Source organism: Facivitalis istanbulensis (assembly GCF_040560405.1).
Taxonomy (GTDB): Bacteria; Pseudomonadota; Alphaproteobacteria; order Sphingomonadales; family Sphingomonadaceae; genus Sphingomonas; species Sphingomonas istanbulensis.
In genome coordinates this window covers 90,927-109,408 of the sequence record NZ_JAVSCQ010000009.1, presented here as the reverse complement: position 1 = coordinate 109,408, position 18,482 = coordinate 90,927, and the positions used below count along the sequence as shown (strand labels likewise).

Annotated in this window: 14 protein-coding genes and 1 pseudogene; 3 read left to right on the top strand and 12 right to left on the bottom strand. The window is 64.7% G+C overall.

Features of this window, described 5'->3' with window-relative positions:
- Positions 1-182 precede the first annotated feature (182 nt).
- Positions 183-1,217: a tyrosine-type recombinase/integrase gene (locus RN629_RS08080; RefSeq protein ID WP_455189834.1), complete on the top strand. Its 1,035-nt coding sequence runs from the start codon at positions 183-185 to the stop codon at positions 1,215-1,217.
- Positions 1,218-1,278: 61 nt separating this feature from the next.
- On the opposite strand, the gene RN629_RS08075 is transcribed toward RN629_RS08080, so the two are convergent.
- The 12 genes and pseudogenes from RN629_RS08075 to RN629_RS08020 form a co-directional block, all read right to left on the bottom strand.
- Positions 1,279-2,340, bottom strand: coding sequence for a DUF7146 domain-containing protein (locus tag RN629_RS08075; RefSeq protein ID WP_407034753.1), 1,062 nt, complete (start codon positions 2,338-2,340; stop codon positions 1,279-1,281).
- A complete protein-coding gene (locus RN629_RS08070; RefSeq protein WP_455189835.1) occupies positions 2,341-4,299 on the bottom strand; it encodes a strawberry notch C-terminal domain-containing protein in 1,959 nt (652 codons plus the stop codon).
- 231 nt (positions 4,300-4,530) lie between these two features.
- Complete coding sequence (locus tag RN629_RS08065) at positions 4,531-5,535, bottom strand: site-specific integrase (RefSeq protein ID WP_009823939.1); 1,005 nt, start codon at positions 5,533-5,535, stop codon at positions 4,531-4,533.
- Positions 5,532-6,887, bottom strand: a complete 1,356-nt coding sequence (locus RN629_RS08060) for a tyrosine-type recombinase/integrase (protein ID WP_009823940.1) — start codon at positions 6,885-6,887, stop codon at positions 5,532-5,534. The genes RN629_RS08065 and RN629_RS08060 overlap by 4 nt, the downstream gene beginning before the upstream one ends.
- Positions 6,884-8,116, bottom strand: a complete 1,233-nt coding sequence (locus tag RN629_RS08055) for a site-specific integrase (protein ID WP_007015824.1) — start codon at positions 8,114-8,116, stop codon at positions 6,884-6,886. Before RN629_RS08055 ends, RN629_RS08060 begins: the two co-directional genes overlap by 4 nt.
- Positions 8,117-8,269: 153 nt before the next feature.
- A pseudogene (locus RN629_RS08050) lies at positions 8,270-10,528 on the bottom strand (strawberry notch-like NTP hydrolase domain-containing protein); the annotation flags it as partial.
- Positions 10,529-10,688: 160 nt separating this feature from the next.
- Positions 10,689-11,333 carry an antitoxin of toxin-antitoxin stability system gene (locus RN629_RS08045; RefSeq protein ID WP_407034773.1) on the bottom strand — a complete coding sequence of 215 codons (645 nt, stop codon included), beginning with the start codon at positions 11,331-11,333 and terminating at the stop codon, positions 10,689-10,691.
- Complete coding sequence (locus RN629_RS08040; RefSeq protein WP_407034752.1) at positions 11,326-11,742, bottom strand: hypothetical protein; 417 nt, start codon at positions 11,740-11,742, stop codon at positions 11,326-11,328. The genes RN629_RS08045 and RN629_RS08040 overlap by 8 nt, the downstream gene beginning before the upstream one ends.
- A gap of 69 nt (positions 11,743-11,811) precedes the next feature.
- Positions 11,812-12,366 carry a hypothetical protein gene (locus RN629_RS08035; RefSeq protein WP_407034751.1) on the bottom strand — a complete coding sequence of 185 codons (555 nt, stop codon included), beginning with the start codon at positions 12,364-12,366 and terminating at the stop codon, positions 11,812-11,814.
- 154 nt (positions 12,367-12,520) lie between these two features.
- Positions 12,521-14,695: a ParB/RepB/Spo0J family partition protein gene (locus RN629_RS08030; RefSeq protein ID WP_407034750.1), complete on the bottom strand. Its 2,175-nt coding sequence runs from the start codon at positions 14,693-14,695 to the stop codon at positions 12,521-12,523.
- Between the two features lie 124 nt (positions 14,696-14,819).
- Positions 14,820-15,773 (bottom strand): ArdC family protein, encoded by a 954-nt coding sequence (locus RN629_RS08025; protein ID WP_407034749.1) that lies wholly within the window; start codon positions 15,771-15,773, stop codon positions 14,820-14,822.
- Between the two features lie 160 nt (positions 15,774-15,933).
- On the bottom strand, positions 15,934-16,191 hold the full coding sequence (locus RN629_RS08020) for a hypothetical protein (RefSeq protein WP_407034748.1): 258 nt from the start codon (positions 16,189-16,191) through the stop codon (positions 15,934-15,936).
- A gap of 520 nt (positions 16,192-16,711) precedes the next feature.
- Between RN629_RS08020 and RN629_RS08015 the strand changes: the two genes are divergently transcribed.
- Both RN629_RS08015 and RN629_RS08010 read left to right on the top strand, forming a co-directional pair.
- Entirely contained in the window at positions 16,712-17,089 is a 378-nt protein-coding gene (locus RN629_RS08015) for a helix-turn-helix domain-containing protein (protein WP_407034747.1), read from the top strand.
- On the top strand, positions 17,089-18,321 hold the full coding sequence (locus RN629_RS08010) for a type II toxin-antitoxin system HipA family toxin (protein ID WP_407034746.1): 1,233 nt from the start codon (positions 17,089-17,091) through the stop codon (positions 18,319-18,321). The genes RN629_RS08015 and RN629_RS08010 overlap by 1 nt, the downstream gene beginning before the upstream one ends.
- The last annotated feature ends 161 nt before the right edge of the window (positions 18,322-18,482 follow it).

Here is an 18,482-nt window from a genome sequence, read left to right as displayed (position 1 = left end):
GTTCGGCGGCCTCGCTGACGGGCCTCACCCCCATTGATCAACCGGAAAAACGAAAGTACCGTCAGGTCAACCGAGGCCAATGACGGTACTTTTTTCGAACTAATGTGCTGAAATAAAAGCATTTTCGACGATATCGGCCTCCAAAAACCGCGTGACGGTACTTTTCCGCAAGGAGGCCCGAAATGTTGACCGATGCAGCGCTCAAGTGCTTGAAACCAAAAGCTAAAATGTACAAGGTATCCGATCGTGACGGCATGTATGTGCGCGTCGCCCCTTCGGGCGCCATCTCTTTCAGGCTCGACTATCGGCTGAACGGCAGGCGGGAGACCGTCTATCTCGGCAGATATGCCCGTGACGGAATATCGCTCGCCAGAGCTCGCGAGCTATGCATCGACGCGCGGCGCGCGATCGCCGAGGGGCGGTCTCCCGCCATCGAGAAGCAGCGCGAAAAGCGTCGGATCAAGGAAGCAAAGAGTTTCGGCCAGTTCGGCGAGAAGTGGCTGACCAGCGCGACGATGGCCGATAGCACGCGCGCGATGCGGCGCTCCATCTTCGAACGCGAACTCATGCCCGTCTGGCGGAATCGTCTCCTGACGGAGATCACGCCCGATGACCTGCGCGCTCACTGCGGCAAGATCGTCGAACGCGGCGCGCCTGCGACCGCCATCCATGTGCGGGATATCCTGAAGCAGATCTACGGCTTTGCCATTCTGCACGGCGAGAAGGTCGCCAATCCGGCCGATGACGTCGGTCCGGCCTCGATCGCTACCTTTACGCCGAAGGATCGCGCGCTTTCGCCCGCTGAGATCCGCATCATGTTCAAGCAGCTCGAGCATGTCGCGACGCTGCCGACGATCCGCCTCGGCATGAAGCTCTACCTCCTCACCATGGTCCGGAAGAGCGAGTTGCAGGATGCAGTATGGGACGAGATTGATTTCGACAACGCTGTCTGGACCATCCCGAAGGAGCGCATGAAGCGATCGAAGCCGCACAACGTCTACCTGTGCCGGCAGACCCTCGACATCATGATCGCGCTACAGGCGATTTTGCTTCGCGATGCAAAGCGCCCCAGCCGGGGTCCCCGCGCGACCTGTCGCGTGGGGTGGGTGCGGCGCGGCGGAAAATCGTTGGCAACCGGCATTGCCTGTCCGGCACGGCTGACGCCCCGATCGCCCTCTCAGAAGGCCGTGGGTGTGGCCTCTCAGCGCCGCAGGTAGATCGCCATGGCTGAACCGGCTCCGCGATACCGCCTTGCCGCTGCCACCTGACCGGGACCGATCAGGCCGCCAGCAGCATGAAGCGAGCTATGTCCTGCGAGACGATCTGGTCCCGCAGCCGTGCCGCCAATGCGTCGTGGCCGAGAAGCCTGAGATCTTCGTTGAAGTCACTGAGCCGCGGCGTGAGCACGACCGTCTCGATCCCGACCGCGCTCGCACGCTCCGTCAGGGTCGCCATCGCCCCATCGCCGGCCGGATCTTTGTCGCGGGCGACATAGATCCGCCGCAGCGTCGTCGGGAACAGGATGGCGCTGAGATGGGCCGCCGAGAGCGCTGCCAGAGACGGCATAGCGGGCAGAGCCGTGCGGACGGACAGCACCGTTTCGATGCCTTCGCCGGCCGTCATAACCTCGCTGCCCATGCCGAAGCGGACGGCGTTTCCCAGGAGATCACCCATCGCACGCCGGGGCGTCTCGATCGGCGCACGGCCAAGACGCGCCTCGCTGAAGCCGTCGGGATCGAGCCAGGTGCGGTGCGCGCCCGTGATCGTGCCGGCGGGGTCGGTGACGGCGGCGACCATTGCCGGCCAGGTCTCAGTCGGTGCGTTCTCGTCGGCCCGATAGTAGCAGCGGGGGTGGAAGCGCAGGGCTCCGGTTTCGTGCAAAGCCGTAATGGCTCGGTTCCGCAAATACGTTTCCACGAGCATCCGCCCGATGGGCCTCGCCATCGCAAGGAGCCGCCGCGACGCTTCGGGCGATCCTGCCGGCGCCGATGCCGGTCGCCAGTCACGCTTCCCCGGTTCGGGTTCAGGATGCGGCAGGGCAAGGAAGGACCGGGCCTCGTCGGCAATGTCCCTGAAGTCGATCAGCCCGCAGCTTTCGCGGATGACGTCGAGAAGATCGCCATGCTCGCCCGTGGCGGAATCGGTCCACTTGCCCGCTGCGCCCTTGCCGGTTTCCGGCCCGGTCAGCCGGACGAACATCGACCGGCCAGGCGTGTTGCGGGCATCGCCGACCTGCCAGTAGCGTCCGGCGCGGTGGCCGGACGATAGATAATGACGGCAAACCGCCTCGGCGTGTCGGCCGAGACGGATTGCGAGTTCGGAAGCCGCGAGGCGGGCCATCTATGCCGCCTCCCGTTCGCCGATGCGCTCGACCGGCCAGCGTTCGAGCAGCTTGGCGAGCACGACCGGGCCGGACGCATCGACCGGCACGAACATGCGCAGTTTCCACGAGGTGATCTCGTGGAACAGGCCATAGGCCGTGAGCCGCTCGCGCATCGTGTCGGTGAAGCCGGAGAGTTCGATACGGTTCGCGCCCATGACGCGCGCGCGCCGAAGCTGAAGGCCCTCGGCGAGATCGAGGATCGTGCGGCCGTCCATCAGCGCCATGAAGGCGTCATCGGGCGCGAGCGCGGTCGTGCCGGTCGTGGTCGCATTGGCGGCCCAGGCCGGAGAAACCCGGCGGCCGATGATGCGCTCGCCGTCATCGGTCTGGAGGCGATACACCCGCGTCGATTCATTCGGCAGGCGCTTCCAGATCGGCAGGAGCAAGCCGGTCACGACATGGATCGTGCTGTCGGCAAACTCCGGCACCTCGGCGATCTCGGCGTTCCAGGCGGCGGCGAACGCATCCTGATCGGCCTCGATCCAGTGCGTTTCGGCCATGGCGTTCAAGGGGATGTTATGCCCCTCCATCGGGCGCAGGAGCCGCACGCGGCGCTCGATCTCGCCATCGTCGAGCATGATGCTGGTGGTCGGCACCTGCACGGCGGCGCGGCCGGAACGCTCGTTGACGAGGAGTTTCGCGCGCCGGTCATCGAGATGGCCGAGTGCTGTGTCTAGGGTCAGCGGACGATTGCGCTGGCGCTGCGTGATGGTGAGCAGCCGGGTTTCCGCGCCGGTCCCCGGATGGACATAGATGGTCTTGCGGTCGGTGACGGTGAACCGCTCGGCAGTCAGCGTCTCCAGCCCGGCGTCATAGGTTCCGCTCGCGATGGCGCCCTCGATGCGCGCCGTCAGCAATTGCTCGAAGGCGGTGAAGAGGACGCCCTGAAGCTCGATGGTCAGCGCCAGCAGCCGATTGAGGAAGGTGGTGATCGGCGGCAGATCGTCCTTGATGCCGGTCGAGTCCATCAGCTTCAGGCCGGTGGCGGACTCGAAGCGGTCGAGCGAGCAGCCCTCGACCTTGCCGCGCACCAGCAGCATGTAGAGCTGGCGCAGCGCATCGCGCGCATAGGGACTTTCCAGATTATCCTCGGGACGGAAGAGACCTTGGCCGCCGGTCTGGCGCTGGCCCCGCGTGATCGCGCCGAGCGTGTCGAGGCGGCGGGCGATCGTCGAGAGGAAGCGCTTTTCGGCCTTCACGTCTGTTGCGATCGGGCGAAAGAGCGGCGGCTGCGCCTGATTGGTCCGGTGCGTGCGGCCGAGGCCCTGGATGGCGGCGTCGGCTTTCCAGCCCGGTTCGAGCAGGTAGTGGACGCGCAGCCGCGTGTTCCGCGCCGAGAGTTCGGCATGATAGCTGCGCCCGGTGCCGCCGGCGTCCGAGAAGATCAGGACGCGCTTGTCGTCATCCATGAACGCCTGCGTCTCGGCGAGATTGGCGGAGGCCGCGCGGTTCTCGACGACAAGGCGGTCGATACCGCCCGGACTGCGTTTTCGGACGATCCGGCGCGAGCGGCCCGTCACCTCGGCCACCATGTCCGTGCTGAAGTGCTGGACGATCTGGTCGAGCGCGCCGGGGACGGCCGGCAAGCTCGCGAGCTTCTCGATCAACTCGTTGCGGCGGGCGACGGCCTCCCGGCTTTCGACGGGCTGGCCGTCCCGCATGACCGGATGCGACGAGACCTTGCCGTCGCTGTCGGTGAAGGGCTCGTAAAGCTGAACGGGAAAGCTGGTTTCGAGGTAGGACAGGACATATTCGCGCGGCGTGATGTCCGCCCGGATGTCGTTCCATTCTTCTGTCGGGATATCGGCCAGACGCCGTTCCGTCAGCGCCTCGCCGGTCGAGACGATCTGGATCACGGCGGAATGACCGGCTTCCAGATCGGCGGTGATCGACCGGATCAGGGTCGGCGTTTTCATGCTGGTGAGCAGATGGCCGAAGAAGCGCTGCTTGGCGGCCTCGAAGGCCGAGCGGGCGGCGGACTTCGCCTGCTTGTTCAGCGTACCGGACGATCCGGTGATGTTGGCGGCCTCCATCGCCGCGTCGAGATTGTTATGGATGATGGCTTATCGCGAGGAAGCGGTAATGCGGAGGAACGCGGCGTAGTCCTGCAAAGCTGCGGAACATTTCGCCACGTCCTTCACATTATTCTATAGGGTGTCGAGCCATCCCATCAGATTGGCATCTCGCTTCCACGAAGGTGGCACGTTGCTCGCCGCCGGGGCGCCAACCTGTTCCAGCGCCTTTCGTTTGGTCTCCAGATTGGCCTGAGCATAGTGATTGGTCGTATCGAGACTGACGTGCCCGAGCCAACTGCGGATGACGGTGATATCGACCCCGGCGGCAACGAGGTGGACGGCGGTCGCGTGCCGGAAGCTGTGAGGCGTAACGTGTTTTGACTGGAGGGTCAGCGTCGATTTCGCGGCTTGTTCCACGTAGGCGTTGAGCTTGAACCGCACCCCTGACGCCCCTAGCGGTTCACCGTATCGATTGACGAAGATCCGCTCATCGGGCGCACGCGGCTGTCGCTCCAGTAGCTTCCTGAGCAATGCCACGGTTTCTGGCCAGAGCGGGCAGATGCGTTCCTTGCGCCCCTTGCCGTAAAGACGCACGAAGTTCGGTGCATCGAACCGGATTGCTTCGGGACAGAGGTCAAGCGCCTCTTGGATTCGCGCGCCACTGTTATAGAGGAACGAGAGCAGTACATGGTCGCGCAGCCCTTCGAGTGTCGATCGGTTGGGCTGGGCGAGGATGGCCTCGACCTCCTCGGGCTCGAGGTAGCACGGCGCGGAGGTGGGCTCCCGCTTCAACGGAACAGCCAGGACCTCTGAGCACTGCGCGATGTATTCCGGATTCTTGTCCGCCACGAAGCTGAAGAAGCTGCGGATGGCGGCCAGTCGGCAGTTCCGCGTGCCGATCGTGGTCTTGCGGCCATGCTCGGTATGATGAAGGAACGCGCGCACCTCGCCGGCCGAGACGTCGGTGAGCGTCAGCCGCGCGACCCCGCAGCCTTTTCGCTCCGCGACGAACCGAAGCAGCAGCCGCCAGGTGTCGCGATAAGAGCGGATCGTGTGGATTGACGCGCTGCGCTGCTCGGCCAGCCACTCCTGGAAGAACGCCCGCAACAACGCGGGCAATGGATTGCCTTTCCTCATGGCCGCGCCTCCGTGACAAGGCACGGGGCGCCGAGCGCGCGGAACCGTTCACTGGCTTCCTGCAACAGATCCTGCGTGACGGTGATGTAGACCAGCGTGGAGTGGAGATCCCGGTGCCCCATGTAGGTCGAGAGGAAGTGCAGTTTTTCCTGAGGGTTAATGCCGGACCGGTACCACTGGAGGATGCGGTTCACCACCATCGAGTGACGAAGGTCATGGACCCGCGGCCCGGTCCGGCCCGAAGCGGGCTTGAGCCCAGCACGGCGCATGACGTTGGTAATCATTGTCGTAACCGCCTCGGGCCTGTAGCGGTCATTTAAGTGGGCATGCCAGAACAGCCCTGATTTCGGGTTCTGTGGGCCGCCAGCGCGCCGCCTCGCATCGATGTACGCGCGCAGTTCGACCGCGACACTGTCGGATAGAGGCAAGATCCTGGTCTTGTAGAACTTCGTTTCCCGGATCGTGATCGTGCTTGATTGCAGGTCCACGTCACCAAGATCGAGCCATGCCAGCTCGCTTCGCCGTAGCCCGGCACAATAGGCCAGCATGATCATGGTGTAGAGGGTCAACGGCCGCAGCGGAGCGTCCGGCGACGGATAAGTCCGTGCGGTATCGAGCATACGCCGAACGTCAGCCGGGCTGAAGATATGCGGTTGCCGATGCTCCCGCGCTACTTCCCGCTCTGGCCGGGGATTGAAGCGCTTTGGCGGGATAGTCGGATCGAGGCGGAACCGCGCCTTGGTCAGGATGCGCGCCAGCTTCTGGCATTCAGCCGCGTGGTTGCGGGTCGGCTTGGCAGCCGCCCAGCTCGCAATCATTGCCTCAAGTGGTTGCTCCGCGAGGTCGGGACGGGCCTGAAGGAACCGATCGAACCGCAGCAGCCAGTGAGCCTGCGCTTCATATTGATATCCCCGGCTGCGCATCAGCATGACATGGTCTTGCATGAAGTCACCCAGCACGCTGCCGAAGGGCGCAGGCCGTCGTAACGCGGCCAAGGATTCGTCGGGATTCGGGGAAGCCAAGGCCCGCCAGATCGGCTTGCTTTGCTTGACGTTGTACCGACGGCGAAGTGCAGCAACAGGGTTGTCGGCGATCAGCCCGATTTCGACGAGGTGGTCGAGGAAGCGGTCGACAATGCAGACCTGATTGAGCAGCGTCGACAATCGCCAACGTTTTTGCATCTCCTTCAGCCAGGCGTCGAGCATCTGCCGGTCCACCGCCGGATGCCGGCGGGCAACATCTTCGAAGGTGCAAAGGAACCAGCGATATGTCGGTACGCTTCCCGGCCGGAACTGCGATTTTACCAGGAAGGCGTCGACGACGGTGCGATCGGGATCGTGCCAGGCGCTCATGACAGCACCTCCATTCCAGGCACCTCGAGTGCCACGGCTCGGAGATCATCTGTTGCCAGTTTGAGATAAGTATTGGTGGATTCGGTGGATCGATGCCCGAGCACGTCGCCGATGATCTTTTGCGGGACCGATGCCCGCAGCATTTCGACCGCACGTGCGTGGCGGAAGACATGCGGCCCCCGCTTTCCTGCTGGCACTACGCCTGCGGCGGCCAACCGACCGCGGATCATGCCGTACAGGTTCGTCATTGCGATATAGGGTGCGCAGGATCGGACGAAGATTTCCCGCACTTCAACCTGGGGCCGCCCAAGGCGCAGATAATCCAGCAGCGCTTCACCAACAGTCACCATTAGCGGCATGTACGAGTACGCGTTGGTCTTGGTGTGGCAGATCCGGAGGGATTCTGCGCGCCAGTCCACGTCATCGAGCCGAAGGCGGCATATCTCACCTTCGCGCAGCCCATACGTGGCAAGCAGCTGAAGTATCGCATAATCGCGTAGTCCGCGTGGCGATCTGTCCTCCTGCGTTGTCGCCAGAACCGCGGCGATTTGGCTCCTTTCCAGCGTCGACGGCACATCTTCGTAGGCATAGAGCATGGGGCCGATGATGTGTGGCGTCAGATCGGTCGGGATGCGACCCGTCCGATGCAGATGGCGAACCACCGAACGGAGACGCTCAGCGACATCGGCCAATGATTTGCGCCGTAAACCAGGCGCGCGCATGTCCATGTAGAGATCGATGTCCACGATGCTCAACGTTTCGAGGCTGGCGGCACCGGCCCGGTCGAACTGCCATCGCAGGAAGTTTCGCGCCTCCCACATCAGCGCCGCAATGGACGCGCTTGCCAAACCGCGCTCCTCGCGCAGCCATGCCTCGTATTCGCGGCAAATTTCATGTCGATGCTCGTCATCGGGACCGATCATTTCTGCGTCCGGGGGCCAATTGCCTTGAGCAAGCCGGAGGAGCTTGGCGATCGCGGTGCGGGGCAACATGTGCCAACGCGCACTGGGAGGCCGACCGTACTGGATCTCAAAATCCTGAACCGCATAGCCAAAATACTGATCGACCTGCTGCGGCGTCACAGTCTCGACCTGTATATCGCACTCGGCCAGATAATCGAGAAACGCGCGGGCGTAGAGACGGTGGTTCGCCACGACCACGGGATTGTAATTCTGTGTGGTGAGCGAATTCGAGAGTTCGGTGATCAACTCGTCATGCAACTTCAACATGATTGCCTCCTCAGCTGGTCCAGGGACCGCCGAGGTTCGCAACCAATATAATGCGCAGCAACTGCGCACACTATCATGGGAATTCGCCGGTTACGCCGCGCTCCTCCGCATTACCGCTTCCTCGCGATAAGGGATCTTATGCGCAGCTCGCCATAAGATCGCGAAGGCCCCGGCATAGGCGTCGTAGATGCGCGTCTGCTCGGGCGTCAGCGCGTGCTCGACCAGCTCATATTCCACGCCGTCGAAGGAGAGCGAGCGGGCGGTGTAGAGGCCGAGCGCGCGCAGGTCGCGCGCCAGCACCTCCATCGCCGCGACGCCGCCGGCCTCGATCGCCTCAACAAATTCGGCCCTGGTCGAGAACGGGAAATCCTCGCCTCCCCAGAGGCCGAGCCGCTGGGCATAGGCGAGATTGTGGACGGAGGTGGCGCCGGTCGCCGAGACATAGGTGATGCGGGCGTTCGGGAGCGCGTGCTGGAAGCGAAGCCCGGCACGACCTTGCTGCGAGGCGGCGACATCGCCCCGTTCACCCTTGCTTCCGGCGGCATTCTGCATCGCGTGCGCCTCGTCGAAAATGATCGCTCCATCGAAATCGGAGCCCAACCATTCAACGATCTGCTTGACGCGGGAAAGCTTCTCGCCGCGGTCGTCGGAGCGCAGCGTGGCGTAGGTTGTAAATAGGACGCCTTCGGCAAGCGTGATCGGCCGCCCTTGCGGGAAGCGCGAGAGCGGCGTGACCAGCAGGCGCTCCATGCCGAGCGCGGACCAGTCGCGCTGCGCGTCCTCCAGGAGCTTGTCGGATTTGGAGATCCAGACCGCCTTTCGCCGGCCTTGCAGCCAGTTGTCGAGGATGATCGCGGCGGACTGGCGGCCCTTGCCGACGCCGGTGCCGTCACCGATGAAGAAGCCGCGCCGGAAGCGCACGGCCTTCTCGGCATCGTCGCGGGCGGCCGAGACGAGATCGAACCTCTCGTCCACGGTCCATGCGCCGGCGAGATAGTCCGAATGGGCTTCGCCCGCATAGACCAGCGTTTCGAGCTGGGCGTCGGACAGAAGCTCGCGGATGTTGGCGGGGAGTTGCGGGCGATAGCTCGGCTTCGGCGGCGCGACGCTCGCCATCGCCGCCGACTGCACCAGCTTGGTCGGGTGAGCCTGAGACCCGGAGATACGGATCGCCTGCAATCCGTATTCTTCATAAATGGCGTCGGAGATGCGGCCGTCGTCGTCGGCCCCGGCTTCGGTCTCAGCCAGCGCGTCGACGATCTCATAGTCGAGCGCGACACCTTCGGGCTCGGCCGCGACGACGGCGGGCGTGGTCCTGGCGGCGCGGTTGAGATAGCCGCGCACGCTGCGCGCGGCGGCGGGCGCAGCGGTCGGGATGATGACGGACGGATCGACCGGCAGGCGCGGCGGAAGATGCGCGCCGATCCAGTCCATGAGCGTCGCGGCGTCTGGCGCGGTGCCCGGCGAGACCGGGAAGACCGTGGGATCGTCGGCGGGCAGCTTGTCGATGACGGTGAGCCGCGTGGCGAATGTCGTGCCATGCTTGGCATAGACCGCGCCGTCGATCCCGGCGGAGAAGACGACGCGGCCACGCTCCTGCAGGCGGGCGAAGGCGGCGGTCCACGCCGGGGCTTCCGGGCCGAAGTTCGCGCCGGTGATCGCAACGAGACGCCCGCCGGGCGCAAGGCGCGCAAGCGCCGAGGCGACATGGCGGAACGCCGCGTCCGCCATGCGGCCCTCGACATGGACCATCGCCGAGAACGGCGGGTTCATGAGCACGACGGACGGGACAGCGGCGGTATCGAGATGATCGTCGATCTGCGCCGCGTCGAAGCGGGTGACGGGAATGGCCGGAAAGAGGGAGGAAAGCAGAGCGGCGCGCGTGTCGGCCAGCTCGTTGAGCACGAGCGAGCCGCCGGCGATCTCCGCGAGGATGGCGAGCAGGCCGGTCCCGGCCGAAGGCTCCAGCACACGGTCGGCGGATGTGATCGCGGCGGCGGTCGCGGCGACCAGGCCGAGCGGGATCGGCGTCGAGAATTGCTGGAGGGCCTGGCTCTCCTGCGAACGGCGGGTGTGGGTCGGCAGGAGCCCGACGATCTTGCCGAGCAGCGGGAGTGTTGCGACGGGAGAACCGGCTTTGCGGAAAAGCGCCTTTCCGTATTTGCGCAGGAACAGGACGGTCGCGACCTCGCACGCCTCATAGGCGGTTTTCCAGTCCCAGAGGCCGGTGGCGTCGGAGCCGCCGAAGGCCGTCTCCATCGCGCCGCGCAGGGCGACGGCATCGACGCGCGCCCCGCGTTCGAGATGCGGCAGGATCAGGAGGGCGGCAGCGTGGACGGCGGCGGCGGTGTCGCCGGGTGCTGCGAGCGGCGTCGCCGGCAGCGTATCGGCGAGAGGAAGCAGAGTGTTCATCGGGAAATCCTCGGGAGAGCGGAAACGGGCAAGCCCGCCGGCGCTCTCTCTCTCGGACCGGACGGGCTCAAACCCGTCCCGGCCACTCTCTCCCTCTGATGCCGTGGCGATAGCCGGCATGAAAAAGGCGCCCGACCGTGCGGCGGGGCGCCTGTCGAGATCAGCCGAAACGGCGTCCGGCTTCGGTGAACGTGTATTGGTTGGCGGCGATCGTCTCGTCCACGACCTCATCCGAACTGAGATATTCGTATTCCCGTTCGAGCTGCCGGTAGAGCCAGCGGGCGAGATCGCGCAGCGCCTCGATCACGGCGTCCCCCGCATCAGTGGTCATGTCCTGCCAGACCGGGCTATGCCGCTCGACCGAGATCGCCATGCAATACTCATGGGAATAGCGGCCGCGATGACTGACATCGGCGCAGAGCTGATAGAAGTTGCGGCGCTGGATCGCCTGCAAATCGGCGGCGATGGCGTGCAGGCGCGTGTCCTGCGGCGCGTGCTCGCGAATTTCGCGGGCGGCGTTTTTCCGAAAGGCATAAAACGCCTGATAGCTGGCGCCATCGCCCTGCGACCAGAAGCCGGTGAACGCGATCTGCGGCTCCTGCCGGGAGCCGCCGCCCGTGAGGCGAACGAGCTGGGTTTTCAGGCAGATACCGAGGATTTCCGCGATGCGCTGGAAATCCTCGAATACGGAATCATACCAGCCGTAATCGAAGCCGCGTTCGCGATACCAGGCGCGGGCGTTGTCCTTGGCGGCGTCGGAAAGCTCGTCGAGCCGATAGACGGTCGTTTCGATGGTCTCAGGCATCGGGATCGCCTCCGCCGAGAACCTGGGCGAGCCAGCCATCGGTATAGGTCCAGGCGATGGTGTCGCCGGTGGCGAGATCGAGAACATGCGCGCCGCCGCCAAAGCCGTCGAGGCGCGGCCGCGAGCAGGTGTTGGCATATTGGAAGCCCCAGCGTCCGGTGAGGCCGAACGCCGCCGCGCAACGCTGGACGAACCGGATGACATGCGCGGGATCGCCGGTGGAATCATCGCGCATCCAGAGCTGCGTGCCGCCATGCTCGGGCACGATGGACAGATGAAACCCTTCCGACGGCGGGTCTTCGTCGGCGCTCTCGGCAGAGAGCGTGTTGTAGAGATCGAGCGCGCGAGCGGCGTTCTCGGGCGTGCCCACGTCGAGCAGGCAGGAAAAGCGGGTGAGATATTCGGCCATGGCTGGCTCCTCAAACGACGAAACCCGGCGCATGGCCGGGTCGGATGGATGGAAAGGTGGAGCAGAACGTCAGGCGGCCAGCGGCAGTCGCAGAAGCTCGGCGGCGGTCTCGCGCCAGAATGCATCGACCAGCCGCGCTTCAAGCTGACTGGCGCGGTAGCGATAGTCGCGAGCCGGGCCGTGCTCGCCGCGACCGGCGGCGGCGAAGGCCGCGCCGCGCAGCTTGCTCGCTTCGGTGACGATCTGGCGGGCCTCGGCGTCGGATGCGACCGGCTGCTGCCAGAGGATGATCCCGGCCCGGACCGTTCCGGCGAGAAACAGCCCCTGATCGCAGTCCTGAATGACGATCGTGCGCGGGCGGAAGCGCAGCATGTCGTCGGTCCCGACGCGGATGTCGCCGCGAGCGACACGGTTGCTCGCGACGGACATGGCTTCTTCGGGCGACAGGCATTCGCCGATGGCGACGATTTGGTCGAAACTTTGGGCTTCCATGTCGTCGTAGCTGGCGGTGCCGATGCAAGAGATCCGCAGCGGGAATTTCTGCGCGCGCTGGAGGGTTGGTAGAACGTGCCGGGCGAGAATGGCGCCGATCAGAGCGGCGTTGAATTGGCGGGCAAGGGTCATGGGACTAACTCCGCGACGGGCGGTGGAAGCCTCTCCTCCACCTCGTAACCCGTCACGGCCAGGCCGACCGGCCTCTGCCTCTCTCCACTCTTGGAAGACGGCAGTGGCTTGGATGAAAAATGCGCCCCACCGGATGATGGGGCGCAGGTTTCGATCATTCGGCCGCGACGAGAACGACGTGTTCGTCTTCGGTCTCGGCGGCTTCCTCCTCGTCGCCATCGCCCGCCAGGAAATCCGGCAGGGCTTCGTCATCACCAGCATCGGCAGCGTCCGCGACGTCGCCGTCGAGTTCGACCAGGCGCAGCGGCTCGGGCAGCCAGCCCGTTTCGGCCAGCAGGCGTTCGGCTTCCTTCGCCATGTCCCCCTTCTTCAGATGCGCGATGAGCTGGGCGGCGCGTTCGCCCGCACCTTCGCGGACAGCTTCGAGGATGCGGGGCTTGGTGACGCGGCCGAGATAGTTGTCGACCGTGGGCCTCCAGCCGCCATCCGCTACCATGTCGAAGCCGGTGGCGCGGGCGATCCGGTCTGCACCGGACAGGCGGCGATCAAGGCCGAACTGCGAAACGCCGGAACCGCTGTGGGGGTTCGGCCGCTCGTAGAGGGCGTTGACGCCGTAGCTGACGCAATGGGCCAGCAGCGCCATCCGGCTCGCCTCGTCGAGCGCGGCGATCCAGTCCCAGACCGCGCCTTCGTCGGAAGGAACATCGGCCTTCCAGGCGTCGAAGCGTTCGTCGATGGCCTTGGCCGAGGGCGTGTCGCTGAGATCGCTGCCCTGCACGCCAAGATGCGGCTGTCGCACGCTGATCTCCATGCAGCCGGTCGGCGCTGCGTAGTGATAACGCTGCATGACCAGGCGGTGCAGGAGCGCGGTCATCGCGACATGCGGGTTATTGGCGAGCGCGTCGTGGAGCGCCAGCGTGCGATGGGCGGTGAGTTCGATCACGAGCCGTTCGGGGAGCGGCTTGATCGCGTCATCCTCGTCGTCCTCCGTATCGACCGGCTCGCCGCCGATTGTGATGACGGCGCGCTGGACGCTGGCCTGGGCAGCGACCGCGCCGCTTTCGGCATCCGTCTCGCCATCGCCGGCTGCGTCCTCGCCATCGCCGGTGACGGGCGCCTCGTCCTCGGGACGGACGTAGCCGCGAGCGACGACAAGCTGGCCGGCGCGATCGATGCTGATGAATACGCCCGCGCGGGCGATCTCGGCAGCGTCATAGATGGCCGGGCGCTTCTCGAAGACGCTCAACGCGGCCTCGATCTCGCCGAGGCGCGCGTCGATGTCATCGGGCAGCTCGTCGTAATCGGCGTGTTCCGCCTCGAGCCGCTCGTATTCCTCGCGCAGTGCCTCCCGAATGGCGCGATCCTCCTCGCTCAGATCGGGGAAGGTGGCGTTGAGGACGCGAAGACCGCGATCATGGCCGTAAGGCAGATCGGTATCGATCTCGATCCACTTCCAGCCCTCCGCCGCGACTTTATCGGCGATGACCTTCAGCTTGTCCGAGACCAACCGGTCCAGCAGCGCGGGGTTTTCCAGCCAGCCCTCGTCCTCATCGGAGAACAGGTCGCGCAGCATCACGCCGCCGGCCTGCTCATAGGCTTCGACGCCGACGAACTGCGCGCGCTTGTCGTCGGTCGGCACGGTCGTTTCGGTGAGGAGATCGCGAATGTACCAAGGCTGGCGATTGTGCGAACGCTGGATCGCCTCCCAGACCTGTTCCTGACGGGCATGATCAGGGTTGACGGTGAACGCCTCCAGCATCGCCAGCGTCATCTCGCTGCGCGCATAAGCGTCCAGCAGGGACTGCGCGACGCGGGCGAGGCGGAGCCGCTGGCCAATGTAGCGCGGCGTGGTGCGATACGCGTCGGCGACTTCCTCCTTCGACATGCCGCCGTCGACCATGCGCTTGAACGCCTTGAACTGGTCGAGCGGATGCAGGGCGAGACGGACGACGTTCTCCGCGTAGGAATCGTCGACGGCCGAGGTCTTGGCGTTGGCCTTCTTGACCAGGCAGGGGACCAGCCCATCGGCCGGGAAGCGGCCCGCTGCAACAAGGCGGGCGATGGCGCGGTAACGCCGGCCGCCCGCCGGGGTCTCGAAATCGCCGATCTCGACGCCGGCATCGTCGAGGATGGCACGGACATTGAGACCCATCACGAGGTCTTCGCGCCGGTCGATGTCATGGGTCAGCTCGTCGAGACCGTTTTCGACGTCGATCTCGCGGACATTGCTGTCCGACAGCCGGATGCGGTGGAACGGAATGTCACGCGAGCGGGAAAACTCGATCATCGCGACGGCGGGGTTCTTCTTGCGGGTAGCGGCCTTGGCCATGGTCTTCACTCCATGACGGACTCCGAGAAACTCTCTCTCGGATTTCAATCCGTCACGAAGCGAAGCGCCGCCCTCTTCCTCTGAAGGGCAGCGCCACGCACTTCGGTTCGCCGGATCGCGCAGGTCACGCGGCCCTCCGCATATCGTCGGCGTCGGGCAGGCTGTCGGCGTCCGGCCCGAAGGACAGAAGCCAGTCCGCCGCCTTGCTCGCCTGCGAGGCGGCGCGGACGATCGCGCGATTGTCCTCGCGCAGCACCTCCAGCCACGAACCGATATAGTCGGCATGGCGCACGGTCGGCACGATGCCGAGCGAGGCGCAGCAAAAGGCCGAGATCAGCTCGGCCGTGATTTCCTCGACCGAATAGAGCTTCGAGCCGAAGGAGCCGGAGAGGTTCCGATTCAACCGGTGTGCTGCACCGCTGGCGTGACCGAGTTCGTGCAGCGCCGTCCGGTGCCAGTTGATCGGCTCGAAATAGGCAGCCGGCGGCGGCACCTGCACATAGTCGAGCGACGGCACGTAGAACGCCCGGTTGCCGCCTATGCGGAAATCGATGCCGGTCGCCTTGATGAGCCCCTCGACCTGGGGCTCGATCATGCCGGGCGGCGGCGGCGGCGCGGACGCCTCGATGTCTTCGGGCAGGTCGTCGCATTGCGCCGTGTTGAACACCGTGAAGCGCTTCAGGAACGGGATCGCATGGGCTTCCTCGCCGGCCTCGAAGGCGCGGCGCTTCTCGTCCTCCGGCGTGAAGCGGTCGGCATAGACGACGGTGGTGCCGCGCTCGCCCTTGCGGACATGGCCGCCGAGCGACAGCGCCTGGCGGAAGGTGAGCCAGCCTTGGCCGGCGAAGCCGTGGTCTATGACGGCGCCCCAGAGGATCAGGACATTGATGCCGCTGTAGCAGCGCGAGGTCGCGGCATTACGCGGCAGACCAAGGGGAGCCTTGGCCGCCGCGCTGCCCCAGGGCTGCACCCATGGCACGCGGCCGGCTTCCAGTTCGGTGATGATCTTGTCGGTGATTTCGTCATAGAGGTTCGCCCGCTCAGTGCCGGTGCGAGGGGTGCGGTCATGTCTGGACATCGCGGTTCTCCGCGACGGGCGCCGGAAGCCTCTCCTCCAGCTCTCTACCCGTCACGGCAAAACCAGCCCGCACTCTCACTCTATGAGATCAGGCACTGCATCGTCTGGTCGGGCAACGCCGTGATCGGCTCCGCCCGGCCGAGTCGATCCTTGCGCGCGATTAGGACACGCGCTCCGAGCGCCAGTTGCCGTCCTTGCCCTTCGCGAGCCGCCAGGTCCGCGCCGTGACCAGCGTGCCGCGTGCGGTGCGATAATCTGGAACGGTGAGACGGATGGAATCGCCTTCAGCATGCCACTCCGCGATGACGGTGACGCCATCGCCGAACTCGACCAGACAGTCGGGCGCGGCCTTTCCGTCGTCGTCGACGGTGACGCGGCCTTTCCGAAAGGCATGACTATGCGGAAACAGGAATCGCATTCGGGCGCCTTCTCTTTCTCGGGCATCTCACGCCCTGAAGATCGCGTCGGATGATAGCCTGACAAGGGGGCGTTGCGGGGTCTCCCCGCAGAAGGGTGTGTGCCGGCGACTTCGGCGCCGGCCAGGGGGAAGGCTTTCCCCCTCGGCAAAGGCATCATGGCGATTAACGGGACTGACTCACATCTCCATTGCTGGCTGGTACAGGCTCCCCCGGATATTGGAACGAGATTGGCCTGTCCGTGGCGATCGAAGGCCTTCAGGACGCTTTGCGCCAGCGCAGGCCACGCGAGCCAAGCGAGATTGCCATCCAGGCCAGCGAGGAGCAGTCGCGACGGTCATTCGGTCCTATCTCGCGCTGCTGGCCGCCAATGGCTAAGGGATCAGGAATATGATTTCCCCAAATGCCGAAACGAAATGCCCACGCTGCGGGGAGGGCACGGGCTGGAATTCTTGACCAGGTCAGTAATTAGTCATATATGACTTATTGAAAGCTAAATTCCATCAAATATGGATGATTGAGATGAGTTCCCCCAAGGCGAAACCAGCATTGGAACGGCTGGGCCAGGATATCCGCAACGCGCGTCTGCGGCGTGGCATCGCCGTGGCGGATCTCGCTGTGCGTGCGGGAACCTCGCCGAGTTCCATCGCCCGCCTTGAACGAGGCGATCCCGGCGTTGCCATCGGAACGCTTGCCGACGTTCTCGTTGTACTCGGCCTTCTGGAGCGGCTCGCTGACCTGGTCGATATCCGCAAGGACGATCTGGGGCTGGCGCTGGCAGCGGAGCACGGACCGCGCAGGGGCCGTTCCTTCGCGACAAGGCTGAAAAAACAGAAGGCTCAGACGGAGGAGACGCAGGATCGACAGGACGTTGTGGACCCTGACGGGGCCTCCTTCTGATGGCCGATCTCTTCGCCCATGTCGCGCTTGGCGAAGGCCGGACAACGGTGGGGCAGTTGCGTTTCACCCATGCCGGGCCGCGGCAATTCTCGACCTTCGCCTATGGCGCCAAATGGATTGAAAATCCGCGTGCCTTCGCCATACAGCCCGATTTCCCTCTTGAGGCCGGCCCGTTCCACACTTCGGGACAGCCCGGAAACATGCGCGACGCATTGGCGGGCGTTTTCGCCGATGCGGCGCCGGACAGTTGGGGGCGCAGGTTGCTCGAACGCGCTTATGGCAATGGTCTCAATGAATTCGAGTATCTGACGCTTTCCGACGATACCTGCCGGCAGGGCGCGTTGCGCTTTCTGGACGACGAGGGCGAGATCATTCGCGGCAAGGCAGCCGACGCCGTTCCGCGTCTGGTCGATCTCGAAACCATCACGGCGATCGCGCGCGCCTATGAGCAGGGCAAGGAAATCTCGCCCGAGGAGATGCAAGCGCTGGCCGGCGCAGGCGGCTCCGGCGGCGCTCGCCCCAAAGCCAATGTCAGGGACGGCGATGCGCTGTGGCTGGCGAAGTTCACCTCGGTGCACGATCAACAGCCGATCGAGCGCGTTGAGGTCGCGACCCTCCGCCTGGCGGCAGCCTGTGGTATCCGCACACCCGAGGCCCGGTTGGAGTTGGCGGACACACCGTTTCCAGTTGCTCTGATCCAGCGGTTCGACCGGCGTGGGTCCGCACGGATTCCGTACATCTCCGCGCGCACTGCGCTCGGCAAGACGGGGGTGGAACTGGGCTCCTACACGGAGATCGTCGATTTCATGCGGGCTTATTCATCTGATCCCTCTGACGACTTCCGCGAACTCTACCGGCGTCTGATTTTCACGATCCTCGTGTCCAACAAGGACGATCACCTGAAGAACCACGGCTTCCTCTATGTGGGGGCGGGTCAGTGGCGCTTGTCGCCGGTATTCGACGTGAACCCGTCACCGGACCGCAACCCGCATCTTGAGACCGCGATCCTCGAGGGTGGATCCCATGATCGATCAATCAGGCTCGCACTTGAAGCCTGCGAGTTTTTCGAGATTCCCGAGGCCGAGGCACGGGAGATCATCCGAACCATGGCGCAGCGCATTTCGGACGGATGGCGGGAAGCCTTCAGGCAGGTTGGCGTCTCTGGCGGGTTCGCACGCGATTATGAGGCTGCTTTCGTCGGCGACGAGATGGAAACAGCCCGCAGAGTCTAATTCATATATGACGATTAACCTATTATTATCATTCAAATATGAGTATTTGAGAGGTATTGGCGTTCCGAATCACGACGGATCGTTGAGATGCGTTTGAAAGCGGGGCGTGGGAAATCCAGGGGTGAGCAGCTGCAAGGGCCAAGCCGCCGCATGCCGGGCAA

Bases quoted from the DNA above. Each gene is read 5' to 3' on its own strand.
- RN629_RS08080 (WP_455189834.1), top strand. From the start codon at position 183: ATGTTGACCGATGCAGCGCTCAAGTGCTTGAAACCAAAAGCTAAAATG.
- RN629_RS08075 (WP_407034753.1), bottom strand. From the start codon at position 2,340: ATGGCCCGCCTCGCGGCTTCCGAACTCGCAATCCGTCTCGGCCGACAC.
- RN629_RS08070 (WP_455189835.1), bottom strand. From the start codon at position 4,299: ATGAAAACGCCGACCCTGATCCGGTCGATCACCGCCGATCTGGAAGCC.
- RN629_RS08065 (WP_009823939.1), bottom strand. From the start codon at position 5,535: ATGAGGAAAGGCAATCCATTGCCCGCGTTGTTGCGGGCGTTCTTCCAG.
- RN629_RS08060 (WP_009823940.1), bottom strand. From the start codon at position 6,887: ATGAGCGCCTGGCACGATCCCGATCGCACCGTCGTCGACGCCTTCCTG.
- RN629_RS08055 (WP_007015824.1), bottom strand. From the start codon at position 8,116: ATGTTGAAGTTGCATGACGAGTTGATCACCGAACTCTCGAATTCGCTC.
- RN629_RS08045 (WP_407034773.1), bottom strand. From the start codon at position 11,333: ATGCCTGAGACCATCGAAACGACCGTCTATCGGCTCGACGAGCTTTCC.
- RN629_RS08040 (WP_407034752.1), bottom strand. From the start codon at position 11,742: ATGGCCGAATATCTCACCCGCTTTTCCTGCCTGCTCGACGTGGGCACG.
- RN629_RS08035 (WP_407034751.1), bottom strand. From the start codon at position 12,366: ATGACCCTTGCCCGCCAATTCAACGCCGCTCTGATCGGCGCCATTCTC.
- RN629_RS08030 (WP_407034750.1), bottom strand. From the start codon at position 14,695: ATGGCCAAGGCCGCTACCCGCAAGAAGAACCCCGCCGTCGCGATGATC.
- RN629_RS08025 (WP_407034749.1), bottom strand. From the start codon at position 15,773: ATGTCCAGACATGACCGCACCCCTCGCACCGGCACTGAGCGGGCGAAC.
- RN629_RS08020 (WP_407034748.1), bottom strand. From the start codon at position 16,191: ATGCGATTCCTGTTTCCGCATAGTCATGCCTTTCGGAAAGGCCGCGTC.
- RN629_RS08015 (WP_407034747.1), top strand. From the start codon at position 16,712: ATGAGTTCCCCCAAGGCGAAACCAGCATTGGAACGGCTGGGCCAGGAT.
- RN629_RS08010 (WP_407034746.1), top strand. From the start codon at position 17,089: ATGGCCGATCTCTTCGCCCATGTCGCGCTTGGCGAAGGCCGGACAACG.